Raw genomic sequence first — 22,483 nt, 5'->3', positions numbered from 1 at the left:
GGATAAAAACTGATTATGAAACGCGGACAATCAGAGATTTGAAAATCTGTTCTCTGTTTCCTACTATATGTACCTACTTTTGAGTCTTGGAAGTAATTACTTCAACTGATCGCAAAAGCTTATCATTTATCCTAAACCCGCGCCGCACAATTTTTGTAACTGTCTGGTTTTCTAAGTCATTACGAATTTCTATATCTACAACTTTACACAAGTTAAAGTCTGGTTGAGAATCTTGAAAATCTATAGGTTTGACTTGTCTGCGGGACAGTAAAGCGAGAAATTTTTTCTCAATGCTGGCCAGAGATTTTGCTAAACTTGCCCAAGATGTAGGTACAGATTCTATATGCTCTGTTACATAATTTTGTAAAAATTCTAGAGCATCCAACAATTCTAATAAATCTAAAAAAAGTTCTTCTTTAGCTTCAGAAGTTAGTTGTTGTTGTTCACGTAAGGCTTGTTTTAGTAAAAATTTTTCTTTGAGAAGATAGCTCACCTCCTGTAATAATTTGTCTCTTTGTTCTTGGCTTAATTTAAATATTTCAGGTTCTTTAGTCATTTAATTTTTGAAAAATTCTGTTAAAGTTAATCCTACGCTGCGGTCAATTGCTGATATATCTTCATCATTAGAGATTGCTGCTTGTAAATTATCAAATTCTGGTAAAAATTCTAAGATAATTTCTGTGACTTCCATATCAGCAAAATGTTCACGTTGGAAATCATTTATATCATCAGGCAAAATTGGTCGTAAGTAGTCAGCAATGATACGTTCTTGAGTGTTGAGTAAAGACTTGCGTGCTTTAGCAATGATATCTGGCGGATATTTTCGCTGCTTCATAGCCCTAGCAAATGCTTGATTAATAACAGCGTTGGTTGCATCTGGCGCAATATCCAAAACTTCGTAGGGATTAGGCTCAATTATTCTAGGTAATTTTTCTTCAAGGCTCATAAGAACACTCAATTAAGGTTGTTCTAAGTAATATTTAGCTGTGGGACTGGCTATTAAGTCATACCAAAACTGAGCCAAGTCTTGACACTCGCTGGGGTTCCATGAAATGGCTTGGTATTGCTTTTGGCAAAGTTTTTCAACGTTGTCTAACCACTGTGAGTCATGAACAATTTCTGCTTTCGCTAACTGTAAAGGTGCAACTGCTGAACGCCAACGCGGATAACCTCCTGGCTGGATATCCAGATAATAACAGCCTTCGTGGTAAGCTACGAATTTTTGAGCATATGTCTCAGCGGGGGAAGATGGCTTTCTTTGAGGGCGAATTTGCATAGCTGTGAAAGTATCACCTTCTATACAGGCTAATACAGCCTGCCACCATTTTGTATACAGTGCCCAAAGTTTACCCGGTAAAAGATTAACATGCAGTTTTTGGTGATGACGTTGATAATAACCGGGGGTGATAAATAAACCTCTAACCCTCAGACCACTGCTAGGAGGATTACCCATGAAATCCAAGGCTTTTACTTCTAGACGATACAATGCAAACAGTTTGGTGTATTTCTCTGAGTTGCTACCTTCAACTGTTTTGAGTAAATTTTCTAGTCGTTGCAGTATTTGTAACCGAGTTTCTTGCCAATTAATTTGTGTTTCTTCCAACCATGAAAGATGTTGAAGTGATGGGTTGAGGTGTAAGTTAGCGATCGCAGTAGACCAAGCAACAATTAAGTTATCTAACTCGCTAGGATTGAGTATAGCATGATAATAGCTAGCTAATGCCCAATTATGCAAAGCGGTAATGTTCCACTCATCTAACCAACGCTGTTCTGTAACTTTAGCTATTTGCTGCCAATTTTGCTTTTGCCATAAGGTGACTTCCCATCGTGGGAGAATGTTTTTGTAGAGATTATCTCTAACTATGGAATCATCACCAAATTTTTTTAGAAATTTCCGACTGGCTACTTCAGCTTGCCAGAGATTTTCCCTATCTACCAATGCTTGAATTTCTCGTTTAGCTGAATGACGCAGGCGATCGCTATTTTGTTGGAGAAAATGTTGTCTCCAAGATTGTACCACCGGATGAGAGACACATGCCCATTCTGTGTGTGCTTTTTGCCAATCACCTTGTTTTGCATAAGCAAATCCCCGGTTATAAGCTGCATTTTGGGTGTTAATTCCTGCTAAATGCTTAATTGCTTGTTTCCATTGTTCATTTTTAATAGCAATAATACTAAGTCTGATACAACATTCATTTTTCCATTCAGGTGAGATAGTGGCTGCATTTTGGTAATGTTCTTGAGCAATTTGCCAATTCCCAGCTTTCTCTGCCCAGAATCCCAAATTAAAGCAATGTTTACCCTCAATAATTTGGTTTAACTTCTGCAATAATTTTGTGCCTTGTGATTGATAAAATTTCTGATGAACTGGTTCAAATAAAATAATTGCTTCTGAAAATCTTCCCTCTGTAGCTAACCAACAGGCGCGTTCTAATGCAGCATCATGTTCTCGCTTCGCCAGAGGTTCCCAAACTAATAAATGTTTTTTCAACTCCCTGAGAAAATTATCTTTAATCCAAGGACGAAATAAACGCCTAACTCTATATTTGGAGGTGTACCAATCATCAATTGTTGCTTCTCCGATGTGAAGCGCTTCAATATATTGGTGTTTTTGTGCGAATTTTTCAGCTTGTTGAATTGCTGACTGACAACTAGTGGATTTGTGCAACAGTTCAATCACCCCAACTCCCATGATGAGGCGGCTGATTGCATTAACCCAGCGAACAAGATATTGAAACATGTATATAAACTTGGGATATTTCTCCAGCAATGTATCTTATGCAGCAAAAAACCTGAACATGAACGCCGCAGCAAAACCAAGGGATAAACACACTATTGTCGTCACCATTAATAAACTTAGTGAATTGGTTGGCTTTTCTTTTGGCAGTTCTACAAGCATTCGCACCACAGAAAGGTCAGTTTCGCAGTTGGGACAGATATCACCCGCTATTTCTTGGCGATCGCATACTGGACAGGTAAGATGAAATGTCATCGACTTAACCCTGTCTGAATTTGACCTTTTTGTATTTCTTGATACAACCAGTATTGGAGTTCTGGCTGTAATTCTAACCAAATACAGTCAGCTTCTTCTCTGTCTAAACGCCTCAGTGCGGCTACCATGCGCTCTTTTTTGTCATTGATCAATTCTCCTTGCGAGAGGGAAATACGATTGGCTTTATAAGCAGCATCCCGACAATTGAGAATCCTTTGTAAATCTTCTGGAAGCAAAGTCATTTCTGTTACTGCTTGTTCTATACCTACTTGCATGGTAGAAAAATCATTTTGCTTGAGGGCATTGTCTAACTTTGCAGAAATCTCTCGCAAGCGTGCTTGTTGCTCTGGAGGCATAAAAAATCCATAAGTATTGGCCACAAAACTACATTCCTTATGCCAAAACGAAGCTAATTGACGATCAATAGATGTATGTGATTTTAATTCTGTGTACTTCTGATAGGCAGAGGTACGCACATCTTCTCGCTCTTTACCAGTTTTGGGATCAACAATTTGGTTAGCTACTTGAATCACTCCCATGACTCTTTGACTAAATGCTGCAATCGAATCCTGAGAATAACCACTGGCATTGATTTCTTGGATGATTTCGTCTACGTCGTCATTAATTTTCTCATCTGTTCCGCCCCGTGAAAATAAACTACTAACCCTCACTGAGGGTTCATTTTTGAGAACTGCGATGATTTGCAATGTACCCCGCAACTCATCCAACTCCAACGTCACCATGACCTCAGTTCCCTTTGGATAACGTTGGTACAGAGGTAGCCAGATTTTGCCAATCGGTTCCATCACCTCTAGTTCATCGTCACGGTTAAATAACTCTAAGCGAATTAGGCTTTGTCCGTCTTCTATTGTTCTAAAAGTCTGTGCGGTTCTGACAGGCAAAACGTCCCCACGACTAATGACTTTGTGAGCGCCATCAATCAATTGAATATAATAATCCCGCGAAACTGTCCCCACTTTTTCGGTCAATCCGGCTGCCACAATTGCTGCACCTTCAGCAATGGCATACATAGGACGGGGATGGACAACGACTTTATCTTCTCCAAACGCTTCCCGGACTTTTTGCTGTACTACAGGAATTTGTGAGGAACCACCCACCAGCAGCACTATATCTACTAAGTCGGGTGTATATTCTGCATAGCGGATAGCATCGTCACAAATAGGGATAGTACGTTCCACCAAGGGAGTAATCATTTGTTCAAAATGTTCCCTTGTCAGTTCCACATCAATCATGATGGGCATACCCAATTCATTCAGTAAAGGAGTTGGGGGAATAATTTGCACACTCGGTGCTTTACTCAAAGCCACTTTTGCCCACTCAACGGTAATTTTCAAATCCGCCAAAAAGCGCAGGTATTGGTAATTGGGCATATTGGCAAGTAAGGCATCGATATCATCGATATTTTCTTGTTGTGCCACTTGCGTCTTCACGAACTGGATAATCTGCTGGTCAATATCATCACCTCCTAACCAGAGGTTTCCAGCTTTACCTAGTTCAATGAATTGATTACCACTAACTGTTAGTAAGCAAGCATCAAATGTGCCACCACCGAAGTCATACACCAAAATAGTTTTGACATCAGACGTTTCATCTGGTGTGAACCCATAGGAAATTGCGGCGGCTGTGGGTTCAGGTAACAATTCACGAGGATTTAACCCGGCTCTTTGGGCTGCGGTCTGGGTGGCGTGTCTTTGTTTATCGTTAAAATATGCCGGTATAGTTATTACTGCTTCTGTAATGACGCTGCTTTGTCCAAGGCTTTTTTGGAAATTCTGGGCATTTTGCCCAATTTTCTTGAGAATTTCGGCAGAGATATCCTCTGGTTGCAATTCTTGTCCACCAAGCCAAACTGCTAAGCTATTTTCTGTCCCGTGGGTTGCTTGAGTCACTCGATAACCTAAACGGGATAATTGTTGTTGCACTTCGTGGTCGGCAAAACCCCTACCCATTAGTCGTTTAATCGACATGATCACGTTTTCTGGGTCAGCTCGCAATTGGTTATAAGCTGCTTGACCGACCACTAGCTGATTTTGTGTAAAAGCTACTACAGAACGGGTCAATTTACGGTCAGGTGGTGTGTTATCAGCAGCAGTTACTACCTCGATTTGAGCAAATTTAAAAGCAGCCACAGAGTTAGTTGTGCCTAAGTCAATGCCAACTATATTGCCCATTAAATCCCCCTGAGTAGCTTAATTTGAATAAATTTTTTTCTCACGCATACCGCAAGCGGAACCCGCAAGGTAGACGCAAAGACGCAATTTAGTTTATAGAATATATTTTAATTAAGGCGGTGCATAAAAAGTAAATAAATATAATTTATAGTTAGTGTAATTTACTCTGGCAAATTTTGTCAAAGTTAAATAATGAGCGATCGCCCTGCTATTTTCTCATTTTTTGCTGGCTCAGGCTTCCTAGATTTAGGATTTGAAACTAGTGGCTTTAATATTGTTTATGTCAATGAAATATTTAAACCATTCATAGCAGCATACCGTTATTCAAGGGAAGTACTGAAATTACCTCAGCCAGAATATGGATATGATGACGGGGAAGTCGCAGACGTCAGCAAACTTATTGCGGGATTAGAAGCAAAACGTCTACATGAATTAGTCAAAGATTGCCGTAAATCTCACAATATTGTGGGTTTTATTGGTGGGCCTCCCTGTCCTGACTTTTCTGTTGGAGGAAAAAATAAAGGACATTTAGGAGATAATGGCAAACTTTCGGCTGCATATATTGAATTAATTTGTTGTAATTTGCCAGATTTCTTTTTATTTGAAAATGTTAAAGGTTTATGGAGAACTAAGAAACACAGATTATTTTTTGATTCACTAAAGCAAAAATTAATTCAAACAGGCTATATATTAACAGAACGCTTAATTAATGCTATTGAATACGGTGTACCCCAAAATAGAGAAAGAATTATTCTCGTCGGTTTCCGAAATAGTTTAATTAAAAATAAAATAATAACTAAAGGCTATTTTAATTGGGAAAATAATATTTTATATCCTCAACAAAAAGTTTTTGCTTATCCTTGGTGTAAGAGCGAACCATTTCAAGAAAATTCCCTACTACCTTGCCCTGAGGGCATACCTCAAGAATTAACAGTTGAATACTGGTTTATCAAAAATGACGTCTTGAATCATCCTCATGCCCAACATTATTTTAAACCAAGAGCAGGTATTGCCAAATTTGCTGTTGTTGATGAAGGAGATGATACTAAAAAATCTTTCAAACGTCTTCATAGATGGCGTTATTCGCCAACTGCTTGCTATGGTAATAATGAAGTACATTTACATCCATATAAAGTCCGGCGAATTTCTGTAGCAGAAGCCTTAGCTATCCAATCTTTACCTGCAAATTTTGTACTTCCAGAGGATATGTCACTGACTAATATGTTTAAAACTATTGGTAATGGTGTACCTTATTTGGCATCTAAGGCATTAGCTCAAAGTATTTTGAATTTCTTGGCAAATAGGTAGTAGTAGCCTCTATTTAAAATAGTCATAATAATTTGGCCATACCTATAGCCATCCTCAAAGATCCCCGATTTGAAGAATTTGGGGATCTGAGGCTATTGGTATTGTTTTCCAGCTAAATGCGTCATAAATGTGTTTTAATATATATATAAGAAATGTCTTAATTTTTTATAAAGTTTAATAATCCATCACTGACCCAAGACACGATGGCAGCAGACTATTCAAATATTGATATTGCGCCATTTATAGATCACTCCCTGCTGATACCAACGGCTACTCCAGAGCAGGTTGAGGAATGGTGTAAACAAGTAGACAGATTTAATTTTGCGGCGGTTTGTCTTCACCCATCTTATGTGAAGCAAGCAGCAGAACTCCTTCATGGGAAGAAGCCCGAAGTTTGCACTGTCATCGGCTTTCCTATTGGGGCCACAACTTCAGCAGTTAAGCTGTATGAGGCTCAAGAAGCTGTGGAAAACGGAGCTACTGAGTTGGATGTGGTGATCAACTTAGGTTGGTTAAAAGCTGGCAAAACTGATGCCGTTCACCGCGAGATTGCCGAAATTTGTGAAGAAACAGGAAAAACAGTCAAGGTAATTTTGGAAACTAACCTGCTGACAGATGCGGAGAAGAAACTCGCTGCGGAAATATCTATGGAAGCAGGGGCGGCATTCTTAAAAACCAGTACAGGTTGGAATGGTGGCGCTACTGTGGCAGATGTGCGGCTATTAAAGGAAGTCGCAAAGGACAGGGTAGGAATTAAAGCATCCGGGGGGATTCGTACCTACAATCAAGCCGTAGAGCTAATTATAGCTGGTGCGTCTAGATTAGGTACCTCTCGGAGTATCGATTTGATCCGTCAGCGCGATAACCTGGAAAAAGGTGAATAGTCATGCGTTTTTGTCTTTTGTCATGGGTTATTTGTCCTGAACTTAATAACCAATGACCAATGACTAACGACTAATAACTAAATGAGTAAAACCTATAAAGCAACTGGAATTAATCTTAAAGCCCAGGTACTAGGAGAATCGGACAGGATAGTCACAATTTTGACAAAAGAGTTCGGTTTAATTAGAGCCGTGGCACCGGGGGCCCGCAAGCAAAACTCAAGCCTGGGTGGTAGGAGTGGGATGTTTGTCGTGAATGAGCTACTGATTGCCAAAGGGCGATCGCTCGATAAAATTACTCAAGCACAAACTTTAAAAACTTATCCCGGTCTAGCTAAAGATTTGGGGAAGTTGGCCGCTGGGCAATATTTAGCAGAAATAGTGCTGTGTCAGGCTTTGAGTGAACAACCCCAAGAAGAACTTTATGAGTTACTCAATGAACATCTTCGTCGGTTGGAAGCATTACCCCAAACTGATACATCAAGCATTTATGCTCAATTAGCTCATGGAGTGTTTCATTTTTTAGCTTTAGCCGGACTAACACCCCAAGTCCAAGTCTGTTGTCTGACTGAGAACTCGTTAATGCCAGACTTTACAGACCCCAAATGGCGAGTAGGATTTAGTGTACCTGCTGGTGGTACAGTCTGCTTACAGGCTTGGGAAAATTTGCGAAAAGATCGGCAAAAGCCCAACCTCATTTCATCAGATAATCATCCCCAAACAGGCTACCGCACAGTTGTTCATCAACAAGACATTCCCGTAATTTCTTGTCGCTTGGATGCTACAGAACTATCTATGCTCCAACAGCTGTCACAACCAGAGATAATGCAAGTAGATGCTGCCAGCAATTATGGCTGGTTATCTGTCGAGCAAATTTTGCGCCAATATGCTCAATATCATTTAGGTCGCCCTATTCGCTCTGCTAGTTTGATCGATTCTTATTTTGCTACTAAACATGATGCAACCGTCTGACTTGGATAGAAAAATCCTACCTTTATCCCCCAGCCACGCTAAAAAACAGAAGAGGGCATCAGAACCCACATTCAAGAATCACTTGAGTGCTGTTCCTAAATCTACAAAAAATCATATTAATAGCGAAGAAAAGCAACCGCAAGAATTTACTGAAAATGATGAAAATTGGTCATCTAAAACTGAAAGTCAGTTAAGTACTGACGAAACAAATGGCCACAAACAAACTTTACCAATTGCCACTACCCCAGAAAAAGAACCAGCAAACTTAGATGGCTCTAGTTGTGGTAGTGAAACAGCAACAGTGAAAGTCGAAGATCAGGGGTTTTTACCTGTACTCAAAAATCCTAATTTCCTGGCTCTTTGGGGTGGTCAAGTTTTTTGTCAACTGGCAGATAAAGTGTATTTAGTGCTGATGATTGCCTTGATTAATTCTCAGTTTCAAGGGACTAATCAAAGCATTAGCGGTTGGGTATCAGCTTTAATGATGGCTTTTACTATTCCCGCCGTACTGTTTGGTTCAGTGGCTGGTGTGTTTGTAGATCGTTGGTCAAAAAAGACGGTACTTGTAGCCACTAACGCTTGGCGCGGCATTTTGGTTTTGTCAATTCCCTTGTTGTTGTGGTTAACTCATGATTGGCAACCCATCGGCATATTACCTGTGGGCTTTATCATTATTTTGGGTGTGACTTTTTTGGTTTCCACACTGACACAGTTTTTTGCTCCAGCAGAACAAACGGCAATTCCTTTGGTGGTGGAAGAACAGCATTTACTTTCAGCTAATTCTCTGTATACGACAACGATGATGGCATCGGTAATTGTGGGATTCGCCATTGGAGAACCACTGTTAGCCATCGCTGATACGCTGTGGCTGCAAGTCGGTGGGAGTGGTGGTTTAGGTAAGGAACTTTTAGTTGGTGGGAGTTATGCGATCGCTGGTTTCATTTTATTACTCTTAGCGACTAAGGAAAAACCCCATGCTCCCGATAAAGAATTTCCCCACGTCTTCTCAGATTTGTGCGATGGTTTCTCTTACCTCAAAGCTAATCATCGTGTCCGTAATGCTTTACTCCAACTGACTATTTTGTTTTCTGTCTTCGCCGCCTTAACTGTTTTAGCTGTGCGGATGGCAGAAATAATTCCTAACCTCAAAGCATCACAGTTTGGCTTTTTATTAGCAGCTGGTGGTGTGGGAATTGCTACGGGTGCCACTATTCTGGGACAATTTGGACAGAGCTTCTCTTATAGCAAACTGAGTCTCTGGGGTTGTTTCGGCATGGCAGGATCTTTAACTGGTTTATCTGTATTCACAACACAGTTATGGATAGTTCTGATGTTAGTGGCTCTGCTAGGTATGTTTGGGGCGCTAATCGGTATTCCCATGCAGACAGCTATCCAAACAGAAACACCACCAGAAATGCGTGGTAAAGTTTTTGGACTGCAAAATAATGTCATTAATATTGCCCTTTCTTTACCCTTGGCATTAGCTGGTTTAGCTGAAACCTTTATTGGACTACAAGCCGTTTTTGTGGCGTTAGCTATGATTGTCTTTTCCGGAGGTATATTAACTTGGTATAACTACCAACAGTAGTTTTTCAGACTTCCAGAAACTATGGTTCTCAAACTTTTAAATATCGCTATAGTAATTCACTCATAGAGGCAGGAAACACAAATATAGAACACACAAAAGGGATATGGATGACTGAGTTTCTCCGCCCATAGGGCAGACTAAGCCAACAACAATCAAATAGGAGTCTGAATAGTTTAATAAAATTTTTGGCTTTCGTGCTAGACTAAATTCAGTGAAAACATAGCCTAGACTTGCTGAGTATCGATTTGATATGGGCAAGGCTAATTTGTTATTAAACTATATTTTTTAAGAATTTAATAAGCATTAACTATAAGGCAAATTTATAAAATGCGCTTAACTTAATAATAATAAACATTGGTTAATTAACCAATAAATGGCTAAATTTTATGCCAAAAAACAAGAGAAAAGATTAAGTAACTAAGCAATACAAAACTGATATATCAAACCCGCTTTTCTGATAGCTAATAAAGAATGCGTATAGCCTGGATTGGAAAGAAATCACCCTTTTGTGGCAATGTCACCTATAGTAGAGAAATTACAAATGCTTTGCTAGACCGGGGACACCAAGTCAGTTTTCTCCACTTCGCTCAAGAAGAATCTGCACCTGACAATTGGCCAAATTTCCAAGAAGTATCTTTACCTTTCATTTATAAGTCCCAGGTTTATACAATTCCCACCTTTAAGGCGACTAAGCTATTAACTGAGTCTCTCAGGGAAATTAAGCCCGATATAGTTCATGCTTCTCTAACTTTATCTCCCTTAGATTTTGTTCTTCCAGAAATTTGTGAACAATTAAATCTACCGTTAATTGCCACTTTTCATACAGCTTTTGCGGGTAAAGGGGCAAAATTTATCTCTGGTACACAGCTTTTAGCTTATCAACTATACGCACCTTTTTTGGGTAACTACGATCGCGTGATTGTCTTTTCCCAAATTCAGCGAGAATTATTAGCACGTATGGGTGTGCGCGAAGAAAAAATCGCTGTAATTCCCAATGGAGTCGATACAGTCAGGTATTCTCCTGGACACTCTACAATCAAAGCAGAATTCCAAGCTGAACGTTTGTTTGTTTATCAAGGTCGGATAGCACCAGAAAAGAACGTCGAACCTCTCCTGCGTGCTTGGAAGCAGTCACCAATGAGGGCTGGTAGTAAATTACTGATTGTGGGAGATGGTGTTTTAAAGTCTTCCTTGGAACCATTTTACGGCTCAGAATCTGGTATTTCCTGGTTGGGATTTATTGCCGATGAGAGCCGCCGCATCGAAATTTTACGGGGTGCAGATGTATTTATTTTACCTTCATTGGTAGAGGGATTGTCTCTATCTTTATTAGAAGCAATGTCATCGGGAATAGCTTGTTTAGCCACAGATGTGGGAGCAGATGGCGAAGTATTAGAGAAAGGAGCAGGTATAGTCCTCAATACTAAGACAGTGCGATCGCAATTAAGAACCCTTTTACCACTATTCCAAGACCATCCCGAATTAACAACTCTGCTGGGGCAAAAAGCCAGACAGCGTGTTTTAGAACGCTATACCCTCAGTAAAAATATTACTCTACTCGAAGAATTATACCGCGAAGTTTTAGCAGGTTGGCCTGTCCCTCTGAGTCGCAGAGCCTAAACACAAGTTAATAGTATTGATTAAGTTAGCTGATGTATTGAATAGGCTGGAATAGGGCTGTTACCCACCCGAATATTTTCAAAATATTGATCACCACAGTGTGTGGTAAGTTGTATGTAGTTACATATGTCATGTTTTTGTAAAATAACTTTACAAAAGTTAAGATATATTGTTACACTTCTTTACATAAAAGCTAAACCTGGAGTGTTGAAAGTACAAATCAGGTGGCTCCTAAACTGAGTTGAGTGTGAAAAAACCTAATCTTCACAAACAGCTTTGAGTTGCTTTGGTGTTCCCGTTGACACTAAAAGTTTTGGATCAATGAAGTCTCAGTTTTCAGGTTCTTTGTCGGAATTTTGAAAGCAGCTAATTAGTAAACAATATTTGGGAAATTCAGATTATGGCTTTAACTATCGAGTCCGCTCAAAATATTTTCTCTAACACTCAGGTTCCTAGCCCGATTCCCGCAACCATAGCTTTATTTGATCAACTTGGTGTTGATGACCAATTAGCTTATCTTTGGTTCGCCTACACAGAAATGGGAAAGACAATTACTCCTGCTGCTCCTGGAGCCGCTCGTTTGCAACTAGCAGAAAGTTTGCTCACCCAAATTAAGCAAATGTCTTCCGAAGAGCAAACCGAAGTTATGCGAGACCTTGCTAGACGCGCCGATGCTCCCATCAGTCGTTCTTATGGATTTTTCAGTGTAAATACTAAGTTAGCTTTTTGGTACGAGTTAGGGGAGTTGATGAAGCAGGGTGTGGTTGCTCCCATTCCTAGTGGTTATCAAATGTCTCCTGGTGTGAAAGTTGTATTAGAAGCAACCAAAAAACTTGACCCAGGTCAGCAAATTACAGTGCTGCGTAACACTGTAGTCAACATGGGATTCGATACTTCTGAGCTTGGCCCTAGCAGCTATCCCAAAGCCGTAACAGAACCAGAATTTCAACGGACTGCTCCATCTATTTCCTCAGTCAAGATTGATGGCATCACAGAACCTGCTGTACTGGGTTACATTGAAGCCATGAATGCAGACGATTTTGATAAAGCTATCAGTTTATTTACTCCCGATGGCGCGCTGCAACCACCATTCCAGAAACCAATTGTTGGTCATGAAGCGATCACTAAATACATGCGTTCAGAAGCACAAGGACTGAACATGATGCCCAAGCAGGGTATCTGTGAAGATCAGCCCGATGGCTCTAAGCAACTTAAAATTACAGGTGTTGTCCAAACTCCTTGGTTCGGTGTAACTGTAGGTATGAACATTGCTTGGCGGTTCTTAATCAATCCCCAAGGTAAAATTTTCTTCGTAGCAATTGATATGCTGGCTTCTCCTGAAGAACTACTAAATCTGCGTCGCGTTTAGTAATTAAGGTGGGCCCTGCCCACCCCATAGTCTACTAATAACTTGCAAATGGGACGGATAATCTTAATGTAGATTCCTGCCGAAAGTTAAGAAAAATTGCAATTATGAATGTTGAGATTAATTTTTACTGACAGGCGTTTCGTAGAAAATTTGTCTAATTTATCGTCAAAAATCATATTTAACCCGTATAACTAGCACTTATGGCGGATATACCTTAACTCTTTAAGTAGAGGTTTGGATCAGAGAATGATTGATAACGTTTAAGTAAGTTCACATTTCTTAAGAATTTACTAGCAATCATGAATACATTTCTTAATACTCGCGTAGTTAAAGGTTTAGCCATCTTAACAGGACTTTTGGGAATCAGCGTCTTCTCTAGCCTTCCCGCGATCGCTGATAATCACAGCAGTCCATCTCCAGGAGCTGCAACTACAACAACTGGCGCATCTGCCAATGCAAACATTGTGGATTTGGCGGCTAGCAACGAATCTTTCAGTACCTTGGTACAAGCTGTACAAGAGGCTGGGCTGGCTGACACATTATCAGGATCAGGGCCTTATACTGTTTTTGCCCCTACCAATGAAGCCTTTGCTGATTTGCCAGATGGTGCATTAGAGTTTCTGTTGCAACCGGAAAATAGAAGTTTGTTACAACAAGTTCTTACCTATCATGTAGTTCCCGGCTCAGTAACATCTGATCAATTAAGTACTGGGCCTGTAAGCACTTTGGGTGGTGGCGTTGCTATTCGTGTAGCTCCAGATCGAGTCATTGTTAATGACGGTAGTGTGGTACAACCAGACATTCAAGCAAGCAATGGTGTAGTTCATGGGGTAAATCGCGTATTGCTTCCTAGAGAATTGCGACAAGCATTAATTTCTCAACTCAATGGACAACAGCAAGCATACTAATCTGATTCAAAGTCTTCAGGTGTGATATTGAGGAGGAATATCCCCATCTTCCGCACCCTAAACTGTCACACAACGAAAAATGGTCGTTTGGGGGTTTGGGATTAGCGATCGCCACCTAAGATTTCGACCTTTTTGTATAAAAAACATCCTAAAATGAATTCAAAAATACGAAATTACCGATTGTGACACCGGGGGGTGCGGAATGTGGGATATCTCATTTTAGGAAATTTCCCTCGCACCAAAATATATTCTCAAACATTAGGGTGGTCATAGGCCACCCTTGTCTGTTGGGAAAAAATTTATGATACTTTTTTTAAAGACCACCCCAACCTAGTCGGCTGTTTATAAACCCGCTTGAGAGTATTGATATCTCTAGGAGAAATAGGCGGCGGGTTAGGAACTTGGGAAAAGTATAAAGCATCTGTGGGTGACGAACTATGACCCCAAATTCCTAAAGCATGACCGAGTTCGTGGCGGGCGGCTGCTTGCAGATACACACCTGTTTGACTGGGACTTAAGAGAATGGTGAAGCGATGAGACAAAATATTTTGGCTTGTGTATAACTCATAAGTAGCTTGAGCAGAACGCGCACGGGGAATGTCACCACGGGAAAATTGCAGCGGCGGTGCTTTTCGTAAAATCTTAATATCAGCTATATCTGGCTGTTCCACTACCACCAAAGGCAAATAAATACTCCACTCTTGAACAGTCTGTAAAACACTATTAACCCATGCTTGAGCCTGGATATTACTAACCACTGGCGGTGGTTCCACGTAAATTTGCACGGGAAATTTTGACCAAACTAAATAACCCACTTGTGTTTTTTCTACGTGGGAAAAGTAGTCACCACTGTTGGTGTGATCTTGCCATTGTGCCAGTTTGGGCGGGAGGGGATGGGTGGCTATTTGTGTGTTTTGTACTACAGCATGAGATGGAAAATGAGTGAAAATAATTAGCAGTCCTATGCCAATAATTAAGGCAAGAACTGCTATAAATCTTTGTGTTATTAAATTTTTGGGGGTCTTAGGTTTTGGGTATTGAGTTTTGTTGCCCATGTTCCTATTTCCCTATTTTGACTAAGGTAGCCAACCAGCACTGAGAACTACGGTTAATCCCATAAAAATCACTGTCAGCGCCCATGTAACTCGGTTTAAGGTGTCTTCTGCACTCTTGGTGCTGCTAAATAACTGGGCTTGTCCACCAATGGCACCAATACCATCACCTTTAGGGCTGTGTAGCAGTACCAAAATAATTAAACCGATGGCGGAAAGCGCCCAAATGCCTTGAATAATATTAGTAGCTGTCATGGTAACAATCTCATTTATAACAAGTTTTTCAAAACACAGTGAGAAGTCAGGAGTTAAAAGTGAGAACACTCTTTACTCCCAACTTTTTTTTACATCCCAGCTTGCACCGGAGTCCGATGGCGTTGCACGTCATATCCTGCTGGTTCCAACAGCGATCGCCCGGTCATTTCTGACGGTTGGGGTAGCTGTAAAATCTCTAGAATGGTGGGAGCAATATCGGCTAGTCTGCCATCGCTTCGTAGTTCGACATTGGTACCATGTCCAGGGATAGTAATTTTTTCTCCTTCCACTAGGATGAAGGGAACTGGATTAGTCGTGTGAGCTGTCCAGGGATTACCTTCTTCATCTAGCATATACTCTGCATTACCGTGGTCGGCAGTAATCAGTGCTGTACCTCCGGCTTTGCTAATACTGGTGAGTAGGCGACCTAAACAGCGATCCACTGTTTCAATACCTGTAATTGTGGCTTCTATTTGTCCAGTATGCCCTACCATGTCTGGGTTAGCATAGTTAATCACTATGAGGGAATAGATGCCTTTTTTAACAGCGGCGATCGCCACATCTGTGACTGCTTCTGCTGACATCGCCGGGGCTTTGTCGTAAGTCGCCACCATCGGACTACTAACAAGTTCTCTGTCTTCCCCAACAAAAGGTTCCTCTAGTCCCCCATTAAAGAAATAGGTGACGTGAGCGTATTTTTCGGTTTCAGCGGTACGAAACTGCTGCAAACCATTATTAGCAATCACTTCACCTAAAATATTACTCAGATTCTGCGGCTCAAAGGCTACATTTACAGGTAGTTCTGAATCGTACTGAGTAAAAGTAGCAAAGGAAAGTGGCTGAATCTGTTCTCTGGCAAAGCCTGTAAATTCGGGACTCACAAAAGCATGAGTCAATTGTCTGGAGCGATCAGGGCGGAAGTTAAAGAATATCACTCCGTCCCCTGGTTCTATAGCGCCAGGGGCAATGCGGACTGGATTGACAAACTCATCTTTCACGTTTTCGGCGTAAGATGCTTCTAAGACTTCCACCGCATTGCGGCTATCAATCGCATTATCTGTGGTCATGACATCGTAGGCTTTTTTGACCCGATCCCAACGTTGATCGCGATCCATTGCGTAATAACGACCGCTTAGGGTAACTATACGCCCAACGCCTGTTTTGTCTATGCGATCCTGCAACAGCTTGATGGCTTTTACACCCTCAGTTGGGGCAGTATCACGACCATCGGTGATCGCGTGAATACAAACTTCGGAAATTCGTTGTTCTTTGGCTAAGTCCAGTAGTCCAAATAGATGGGTGAGATGGGAGTGTACCCCGCCTTCAGAACAAAGCCCAACTAAATGCAACTTGCCATTACCAGCGCGAACTTCCTGACAAATTTTGACAAGTGCTGGGTTACTGAGGATAGAACCATCTTCGACTGCATCCGAGATGCGTACCAATTCTTGGGGTACCACTCGCCCAGCGCCAATGTTCAAATGACCAACTTCCGAGTTACCCATTTGACCTTCTGGCAACCCTACGGCTTTTCCTGATGTGCTAATGAGGGTGTGCGGGTAAGCTGTCCATAAGCTTTCCACGATTGGAGTTTTAGCAGCCATAATAGCGTTGCCTCGCTTCTCCTCGCAGTAGCCCCACCCGTCTAAAATGACTAGCACCACAGGAGCAACAGGTGCTTTGGTCATAGTGAAATTGCCCTTTACTTTTTGTAATAACCGAATGATACCACTGCTAATCACCAGTGCAAGTGAATTTCTGCTGATTAACTTAATCTTCTATGTTAATAACTGTTATGCATATTCTTGTCTTGTCTCAATTAGCCATTAGTTTAGTAGTGGCCTTTTAAGACCACTAATGAGCAGTTCTATCATTTGCCTTTTCCAGAAGACTTGGCAGCTTTAGCAGCTTTTTTCGCGGCTTTTTCGGCGGCTATTGCAGCTAACTTAGCTTGTTCTTTTTCTTCGGCAATTTTATCTAGGTAGTAATGATAGTCTCCTAAGTAGACACGGAACTCACCATCGCGTATTTCTACGATTTTGTTGGCTACTTGAGAGATAAAATAGCGGTCGTGAGAAACTACAATCGCCGTGCCATCATAGTTCTGTAACGATTCTTCCAACATTTCTTTGGCTGGAATATCTAAGTGGTTTGTCGGCTCATCTAAAATCAAGAGATTAGCTGGACGTAATAGCATTTTCGCTAATGCTAAACGAGCTTTTTCTCCTCCACTTAATGCGCCTACTGGCTTAAATACTGTATCCCCTGTGAACAAAAACCGTCCTAAAAGCCTACGGACTTCTTCATTTGTCCAGTCAGGAACTTCATCATGGATAGTTTCCATGACTGTTTTCTTTAAATCCAAAGCTTCGGCTTGATTTTGCTCAAAGTAGCCAGGAATGACATTGTGATCGCCTAATTGTACGCTGCCTTCTGTGGGTGGTTCCATACCCATAATTACGCGTAAAAGCGTAGATTTACCCGCACCATTGGGGCCGAGAAAAGCAATGCGATCGCCTCTTTCAATTAAGAGACTTGTTCCCAAGAATAAGATTTTATCATCGTAGATATGAGTTAAATCTTTAATCTCCACCACTTCCCGACCGCTGCGGGGTGCAGGAGGAAAGCGGAAGTGCAGAGTCTTCATCCCTGCAATGGGGGCTTCAATACGCTCAACTTTTTCTAGTTGTTTTTCCCGGCTTTTCGCCTGGGTACTGCGAGTTGCACTGGCGCGAAACCGGTCAACAAATGTTTGCTGTTTATCTAATTCTTTTTGCTGGCGTTCGTAGGCGCTGAGTTGTGCTAGTTGATTTTCAGATTTTTGTTGTAGATATGCGGAGTAGTTACCTAAGTAAGTAGTAGAAACACCACGTTCAGTTTCCACAATTTGCGTGCAGAGACGATCCAGGAACTCCCGGTCATGGGAGACAATCACCATTGGTGTATTCAAGCCTTTGAGGTAATTTTCTAGCCACTCAATGGTTTCTAAATCCAAGTGGTTTGTCGGTTCGTCCAGTAGTAACAAGTCGGGTTTTTGCAACAGAATTTTACCCAAACTCATCCGCATTTGCCAACCACCAGAGAAACCACTCACCAGGCGATCGCCATCTTCGGCATCAAAGCCCATTTCGGGTAAAATTTTGCCGATACGTGCGTCTAAGCCGTAACCATCCAAAGCTTCAAAGTGACGCTGCAAGCGATCTAACTTATCAATCAGTTTATCTAGTTCTTCTGGTGTTGCCGTTTCCATGTCGCGCTGTACTTGCGCTAGAGATATCTGTACTTGATTAGCTTCTGAGAATACATTCCAAAATTCTTCTCTCACTGTGCGGCTGGGATCTACTTCAAACTCTTGGTTGAGGTAGGCTATGTGCAAACTAGCAGGACGAATGATTTCACCGGCGGTGGGTTCTATTTCCCCAGTGATAATTTTTAGCTGGGTAGATTTTCCCGCACCATTAACACCGACTAAGCCAATGCGATCGCCTGGTTTGACTTCCCAGTTGATATCTTTGAGAACCTCGCCTGTGGGATAAATTTTACTGATATGTTCTAGTCGCAGCATCAAGTTTCTCTCAGGTAGGGGATGGGTTGTGAAGGACGGAGTACTAACACCGTCTCCAATATTAACAAAAATTAACTCAAGATTATGCTTTTTAGTAGTTTTACTCGTTAATAGAAGATTGTTGTTGTGTAGCCTGTTTTACTTCTTCTACACCTAAATCTAAAGCCTCGGCTATTTGCTCGACACTTAACCCTGCGGCTAACATTGGTGGAACTGCTTTTAATTTGCCTTTGCGTTCGCCTTTGCGTTCGCCTTCTTCCTCACCTTCTTGAAAGGCTTCCTGATAAAATCTAGTTTGCTTTAACTCGCTTAATTCAAACATGGCTTCTATCTCCTTCCTACTCATTTGGGGTAATTTGTAAACCAAGATTGTCTCTATTAATTGTAATAATTGCTGTTGTTGACGCTGTGAGTTAATTTCTTGTTTGGTTCTGTCGATTAACTCTTTACCTTGTGCGATCGCAGTATCTTTTGTGGCAATGATTAACTGTATGGTAGCAATGCCAATGGGTAGCGACGTATATTCACCTAATTCATCCAGATAAATCCGCCTAACTCGCTGACTTGCGAAGAACTCACGGTAATGTTTAATACTACCTGTATCTATACTCCTGGTTGGGTATAGCACCACAGCACCCCAGTCATTTTGGGGTTGATTTTGTCGGAGATACAAACATACTTCCGCAAACAGTCGGGAATAAATTTCACCATCGGCTTGAAATTGCACTTCCACAAAATAAATTGGGTTTTCTACTGTTTGTATAGGTAGAAAAACACCATCAAGTCTGAAGGACGTTTGTTTAACTTCAACTGAGGAAAATTGATAGCTATTAGCTTCTTCAGGAGAATTACCAATGAGTTCAAAGAAGATACTAGGGAACTCTTGAAATAGGCGATAAAAGATGCTGTCTGTTTTCATAAGGATGAAGTTTTTAACGCAGAGGGGCGTTAAGGTACACTGAGTTTACAGACAACTTAAATCCTTACCTTTGCGACTTTGCGCCTTTGCGCGACACTCACTCATATTTTAACTTGGTGACCAAGGTCCAATGACAGTTTCACCTTGTTTTTCCTTCTCGGCTAACTCTAAATTCAAAGTCAGCAGTTTTTCTAGAATATCATCGTTGCTTTTAAATTTATAGGCTTGCATTACCAATTTATCTAACTGTTCATGCAGTTTATAAAGTTGGCTGCTGGGTTCGTTAAAGAATTTATTATATAGTGTGGTGATTCCCCACTGTTTAGACTCCATTTGCTGAGTACGGTATTGATGGAGTTCTTCGGCTTTGGCGCGAATTTGTTGGACTAATTTAGCTTCGGTGTTTTGGGGAAAGGGGAATGTTTCAAAGCAAGTATTATGAGTATAGCGAGTATCACCCTTTAAAGTTGAACTTTGAGCTTTAACCCAAAGGCGATGAACTTTAGATGTGAGGATTCCTAGAATGTAAAATTCATCTGATGCTAAAACAATATTTAAATCACCAGGTAGCCAATTTAAAGGTGCTGGCATAAATATAGCCCATTTAGAAACTCTGGGTACAGTGAAGTATAAAGACAAAGATGAAATTGCTGTTCTCATGGCTGGTCTTTTTTCGCCATATTTCCACCAATTCATTCTGGTAATATTTCTACGGTTATTATCTCTTTGTGGTTTAACAGTTGCTTTAATATGTGCAAATGGTAATTTATAATCACTAGCATCCTCAATACTCATATCATTAAAATCAATAATCCATCTTTCAGGCTTTCCATGAGTATTTTTAGCTAAATTCGCACCCATTGAAAAAAGTTTTAGCACCTCTTTATTTTTGGAATCAGCTTTTATCCAATCGCTTACCTGCTGTTCCGTAACTATAAAACCTTCACCTACAGGAATAACCCCTTGAAAGCATTTATTCAAGTTAGCTTTTAACCGCACAGCCTGAGAAACATCAACACTAAATTTCAATGCAGAATTAATTTGTGAAACTATCTGATTATCTAAATAATATTTTTCCGGTTTATCCTTACACCAATTAACAATACTTACATGAACCTTAGCTTCACCAGACCAAGGTTGTGTAGAAACAGCTTCATGAATATACCCATCATTTTGAGTAATATAATCTAAAGCTGCAACTCTGCTTTTACCTTGACTGACTGAATTTGTAGCAACTAAACCTACTCTACCTTTCTCATCAATATGCTCATGAGCTAACCGAAACCAATAAGCACAAAAATCAACTGAATCTTTAACATCTGGAAAGCGTCGAAAAACTTTATTTATATATTCATCACCTAAAGCGGTTCTAATATGTTTGCCACCTAAAAATGGCGGATTACCAATAATTGCATTAGCCTTTGGCCATTCACTAAACAAAGCATCCTGACAAACGATATTCTGATCCAAAGAATCCAAAGGTAAAGCTGGCTCAGTTAATTGCAAATTATCAATTGCAATCTTCCGCGCAATCATCAATGTTACCCGCGCCAACTCTACAGCAAAGGGATTCGTATCCATACCATAAAATTGCAGAGGAGTCACCAAACCCATCAGCATTTGCTTATCTTCCGATTTCCGACGCTGTTGCATCTTCTCTAATAGCAAAGTTTCAATTCTTTTCAGTTCCTGATACGCTATGTAGAGAAAATTACCAGAACCACAAGCCGGGTCAAGTACGCGATAACTTTGTAATTCTAATTGTAATTGAGAGAGTTCCCTAATTGAGCCAGCCGCATCAATTCTATCCTCCCAATAACGGCTAATTGTCGGACGAACAATTTTCATAATATCCGCTTCCGAGGTGTAATGAATACCCTTGGCGTGACGCTCTTTTTTATCTACCGTCCCTTCAAATAAATTCCCAAAAATAGCCGGACGTACCTTACTCCAATTCTCTTTAGCTGAGACATCCAAAAAATTTAATTCTTCTTTTGTTAACTCAATTGCCTGAATCTGAGAAAATAACCCACCATTGAAATAATCTACACCTTGATAACGTCCGGCTGGCGTTTTTCCTTGCAGATTCATTTCCCGAAATAAACCACCCAAAACATCATAAGAACTCGCCCCAGCCATGCAATCCTGAACACAGGAAATAAACATATCACGGGGTAAAAGTTGCCTATCTTCAGCAAACATCGCCAGCACGCATTGCAAAATAAAGCGCTGCGCCGTCAACTTCTCAATTCCCCGCTTTTCCAGTTCCAGCAGCAACTCACCCATGCGACGCGCCGCCCGTTCTGTCACCTCCATCTGGTTATTGTTGAAAACAGGAGTTTTATTCCCAAACTCCATAAACGCAAAAGCTCCCGCCCTTTCTGGCAATTGCTCCAGAGAAATTTTATCTACAGGTGTATCTAGCTGAATGTCAAAGTCGAAAATCCAAAACTCATCAAAATTGCACAGCAAAACATAACGCGGACGGTCAGGTACTAACCGCGTCCAATAGTCAAAAGCCTGGGAATAATGCTTACTTAAATCCTCTCCCCGCTTCTTCATCTCAATCAACACGCGGGGTTTCCAAACCAAATCAGCAAAACCCGTTTTACCCGTCTTGCTGCCCTTTTTTATCGCTTCCTCATAACTCGCTCCAGCTTCCAGCGCTCCGTCATGGCCAAAAGCCCGAAAAAATCGGTCTAAAAACGTTTGGGCTTCCTTTTTTTCCTGTCCTGTGATGTGCTGCTGACAAAAACTAACAAACTTATTCAGACTTTCAGGTGTTGCTGCTACCATTTTTGATGGTGAATTATCCTAAGTAGATTTAGCAATTCCCATGTTATGAATTAATCCACAAAAATG

At 40.9% G+C, this 22,483-nt stretch carries 18 protein-coding genes; 7 read left to right on the top strand and 11 right to left on the bottom strand.

Annotated features, from left to right (window positions below):
* Positions 1-73: 73 nt before the first annotated feature.
* The 5 genes from ACM0OS_RS07340 to ACM0OS_RS07320 are packed head-to-tail and all read right to left on the bottom strand — an operon-like array spanning position 74 to position 5,184.
* Positions 74-556, bottom strand: coding sequence for a nucleotide exchange factor GrpE (locus ACM0OS_RS07340; RefSeq protein ID WP_414542507.1), 483 nt, complete (start codon positions 554-556; stop codon positions 74-76).
* Positions 557-946, bottom strand: coding sequence for a hypothetical protein (locus ACM0OS_RS07335; protein WP_414542506.1), 390 nt, complete (start codon positions 944-946; stop codon positions 557-559).
* Between the two features lie 12 nt (positions 947-958).
* The gene (locus ACM0OS_RS07330) at positions 959-2,740 is read right to left on the bottom strand and encodes a tetratricopeptide repeat protein (RefSeq protein ID WP_414542505.1); all 1,782 of its coding nucleotides are present in this window, start codon (positions 2,738-2,740) and stop codon (positions 959-961) included.
* Positions 2,741-2,776: 36 nt separating this feature from the next.
* Positions 2,777-2,992, bottom strand: coding sequence for a hypothetical protein (locus ACM0OS_RS07325; RefSeq protein WP_414542504.1), 216 nt, complete (start codon positions 2,990-2,992; stop codon positions 2,777-2,779).
* On the bottom strand, positions 2,989-5,184 hold the full coding sequence (locus ACM0OS_RS07320; RefSeq protein ID WP_414542503.1) for an Hsp70 family protein: 2,196 nt from the start codon (positions 5,182-5,184) through the stop codon (positions 2,989-2,991). The genes ACM0OS_RS07325 and ACM0OS_RS07320 overlap by 4 nt, the downstream gene beginning before the upstream one ends.
* 192 nt (positions 5,185-5,376) lie before the next feature.
* Between ACM0OS_RS07320 and ACM0OS_RS07315 the strand changes: the two genes are divergently transcribed.
* The 7 genes from ACM0OS_RS07315 (at position 5,377) to ACM0OS_RS07285 (ending at position 13,830) form a co-directional block, all read left to right on the top strand.
* Positions 5,377-6,492: a DNA cytosine methyltransferase gene (locus ACM0OS_RS07315; RefSeq protein WP_414542502.1), complete on the top strand. Its 1,116-nt coding sequence runs from the start codon at positions 5,377-5,379 to the stop codon at positions 6,490-6,492.
* A 203-nt stretch (positions 6,493-6,695) separates the two neighbouring features.
* Complete coding sequence (gene deoC / locus ACM0OS_RS07310; RefSeq protein WP_414542501.1) at positions 6,696-7,376, top strand: deoxyribose-phosphate aldolase; 681 nt, start codon at positions 6,696-6,698, stop codon at positions 7,374-7,376.
* An 81-nt stretch (positions 7,377-7,457) separates the two neighbouring features.
* Positions 7,458-8,345 carry a DNA repair protein RecO gene (recO, locus tag ACM0OS_RS07305; protein WP_414542500.1) on the top strand — a complete coding sequence of 296 codons (888 nt, stop codon included), beginning with the start codon at positions 7,458-7,460 and terminating at the stop codon, positions 8,343-8,345.
* The gene (locus tag ACM0OS_RS07300; protein ID WP_414542499.1) at positions 8,329-9,933 is read left to right on the top strand and encodes an MFS transporter; all 1,605 of its coding nucleotides are present in this window, start codon (positions 8,329-8,331) and stop codon (positions 9,931-9,933) included. Before recO ends, ACM0OS_RS07300 begins: the two co-directional genes overlap by 17 nt.
* Before the next feature lie 471 nt (positions 9,934-10,404).
* Entirely contained in the window at positions 10,405-11,553 is a 1,149-nt protein-coding gene (locus ACM0OS_RS07295) for a glycosyltransferase family 4 protein (protein WP_414542498.1), read from the top strand.
* Between the two features lie 400 nt (positions 11,554-11,953).
* Complete coding sequence (locus tag ACM0OS_RS07290; protein ID WP_414542497.1) at positions 11,954-12,922, top strand: orange carotenoid protein N-terminal domain-containing protein; 969 nt, start codon at positions 11,954-11,956, stop codon at positions 12,920-12,922.
* Positions 12,923-13,221: 299 nt separating this feature from the next.
* Entirely contained in the window at positions 13,222-13,830 is a 609-nt protein-coding gene (locus ACM0OS_RS07285) for a fasciclin domain-containing protein (protein WP_414542496.1), read from the top strand.
* Positions 13,831-14,129: 299 nt separating this feature from the next.
* On the opposite strand, the gene ACM0OS_RS07280 is transcribed toward ACM0OS_RS07285, so the two are convergent.
* The 6 genes from ACM0OS_RS07280 to ACM0OS_RS07255 form a co-directional block, all read right to left on the bottom strand.
* Positions 14,130-14,885, bottom strand: a complete 756-nt coding sequence (locus tag ACM0OS_RS07280; RefSeq protein WP_414542495.1) for a peptidase — start codon at positions 14,883-14,885, stop codon at positions 14,130-14,132.
* A 21-nt stretch (positions 14,886-14,906) separates the two neighbouring features.
* On the bottom strand, positions 14,907-15,137 hold the full coding sequence (gene secG, locus ACM0OS_RS07275; protein ID WP_414542494.1) for a preprotein translocase subunit SecG: 231 nt from the start codon (positions 15,135-15,137) through the stop codon (positions 14,907-14,909).
* Between the two features lie 89 nt (positions 15,138-15,226).
* A complete protein-coding gene (gene gpmI, locus ACM0OS_RS07270) occupies positions 15,227-16,825 on the bottom strand; it encodes a 2,3-bisphosphoglycerate-independent phosphoglycerate mutase (RefSeq protein WP_414542493.1) in 1,599 nt (532 codons plus the stop codon).
* 182 nt (positions 16,826-17,007) lie between these two features.
* Positions 17,008-18,702, bottom strand: coding sequence for an ABC-F family ATP-binding cassette domain-containing protein (locus ACM0OS_RS07265; RefSeq protein ID WP_414542492.1), 1,695 nt, complete (start codon positions 18,700-18,702; stop codon positions 17,008-17,010).
* Between the two features lie 100 nt (positions 18,703-18,802).
* Positions 18,803-19,621 (bottom strand): Rpn family recombination-promoting nuclease/putative transposase, encoded by an 819-nt coding sequence (locus ACM0OS_RS07260; RefSeq protein ID WP_414542491.1) that lies wholly within the window; start codon positions 19,619-19,621, stop codon positions 18,803-18,805.
* A gap of 108 nt (positions 19,622-19,729) precedes the next feature.
* Complete coding sequence (locus tag ACM0OS_RS07255) at positions 19,730-22,417, bottom strand: DNA methyltransferase (RefSeq protein WP_414542490.1); 2,688 nt, start codon at positions 22,415-22,417, stop codon at positions 19,730-19,732.
* Positions 22,418-22,483: the final 66 nt, after the last annotated feature.

Source organism: Nostoc sp. CCY0012 (genome assembly GCF_963920855.1).
GTDB lineage: Bacteria > Cyanobacteriota > Cyanobacteriia > Cyanobacteriales > Nostocaceae > Cyanocohniella.
The sequence above is the reverse complement of the archived record's forward strand: the minus strand, read 5'-3'. Positions and strand labels throughout refer to the sequence as shown.

Bases quoted from the DNA above. Each gene is read 5' to 3' on its own strand.
- ACM0OS_RS07340 (WP_414542507.1), bottom strand. From the start codon at position 556: ATGACTAAAGAACCTGAAATATTTAAATTAAGCCAAGAACAAAGAGAC.
- ACM0OS_RS07335 (WP_414542506.1), bottom strand. From the start codon at position 946: ATGAGCCTTGAAGAAAAATTACCTAGAATAATTGAGCCTAATCCCTAC.
- ACM0OS_RS07330 (WP_414542505.1), bottom strand. From the start codon at position 2,740: ATGTTTCAATATCTTGTTCGCTGGGTTAATGCAATCAGCCGCCTCATC.
- ACM0OS_RS07325 (WP_414542504.1), bottom strand. From the start codon at position 2,992: ATGACATTTCATCTTACCTGTCCAGTATGCGATCGCCAAGAAATAGCG.
- ACM0OS_RS07320 (WP_414542503.1), bottom strand. From the start codon at position 5,184: ATGGGCAATATAGTTGGCATTGACTTAGGCACAACTAACTCTGTGGCT.
- ACM0OS_RS07315 (WP_414542502.1), top strand. From the start codon at position 5,377: ATGAGCGATCGCCCTGCTATTTTCTCATTTTTTGCTGGCTCAGGCTTC.
- deoC (WP_414542501.1), top strand. From the start codon at position 6,696: ATGGCAGCAGACTATTCAAATATTGATATTGCGCCATTTATAGATCAC.
- recO (WP_414542500.1), top strand. From the start codon at position 7,458: ATGAGTAAAACCTATAAAGCAACTGGAATTAATCTTAAAGCCCAGGTA.
- ACM0OS_RS07300 (WP_414542499.1), top strand. From the start codon at position 8,329: ATGATGCAACCGTCTGACTTGGATAGAAAAATCCTACCTTTATCCCCC.
- ACM0OS_RS07295 (WP_414542498.1), top strand. From the start codon at position 10,405: ATGCGTATAGCCTGGATTGGAAAGAAATCACCCTTTTGTGGCAATGTC.
- ACM0OS_RS07290 (WP_414542497.1), top strand. From the start codon at position 11,954: ATGGCTTTAACTATCGAGTCCGCTCAAAATATTTTCTCTAACACTCAG.
- ACM0OS_RS07285 (WP_414542496.1), top strand. From the start codon at position 13,222: ATGAATACATTTCTTAATACTCGCGTAGTTAAAGGTTTAGCCATCTTA.
- ACM0OS_RS07280 (WP_414542495.1), bottom strand. From the start codon at position 14,885: ATGGGCAACAAAACTCAATACCCAAAACCTAAGACCCCCAAAAATTTA.
- secG (WP_414542494.1), bottom strand. From the start codon at position 15,137: ATGACAGCTACTAATATTATTCAAGGCATTTGGGCGCTTTCCGCCATC.
- gpmI (WP_414542493.1), bottom strand. From the start codon at position 16,825: ATGACCAAAGCACCTGTTGCTCCTGTGGTGCTAGTCATTTTAGACGGG.
- ACM0OS_RS07265 (WP_414542492.1), bottom strand. From the start codon at position 18,702: ATGCTGCGACTAGAACATATCAGTAAAATTTATCCCACAGGCGAGGTT.
- ACM0OS_RS07260 (WP_414542491.1), bottom strand. From the start codon at position 19,621: ATGAAAACAGACAGCATCTTTTATCGCCTATTTCAAGAGTTCCCTAGT.
- ACM0OS_RS07255 (WP_414542490.1), bottom strand. From the start codon at position 22,417: ATGGTAGCAGCAACACCTGAAAGTCTGAATAAGTTTGTTAGTTTTTGT.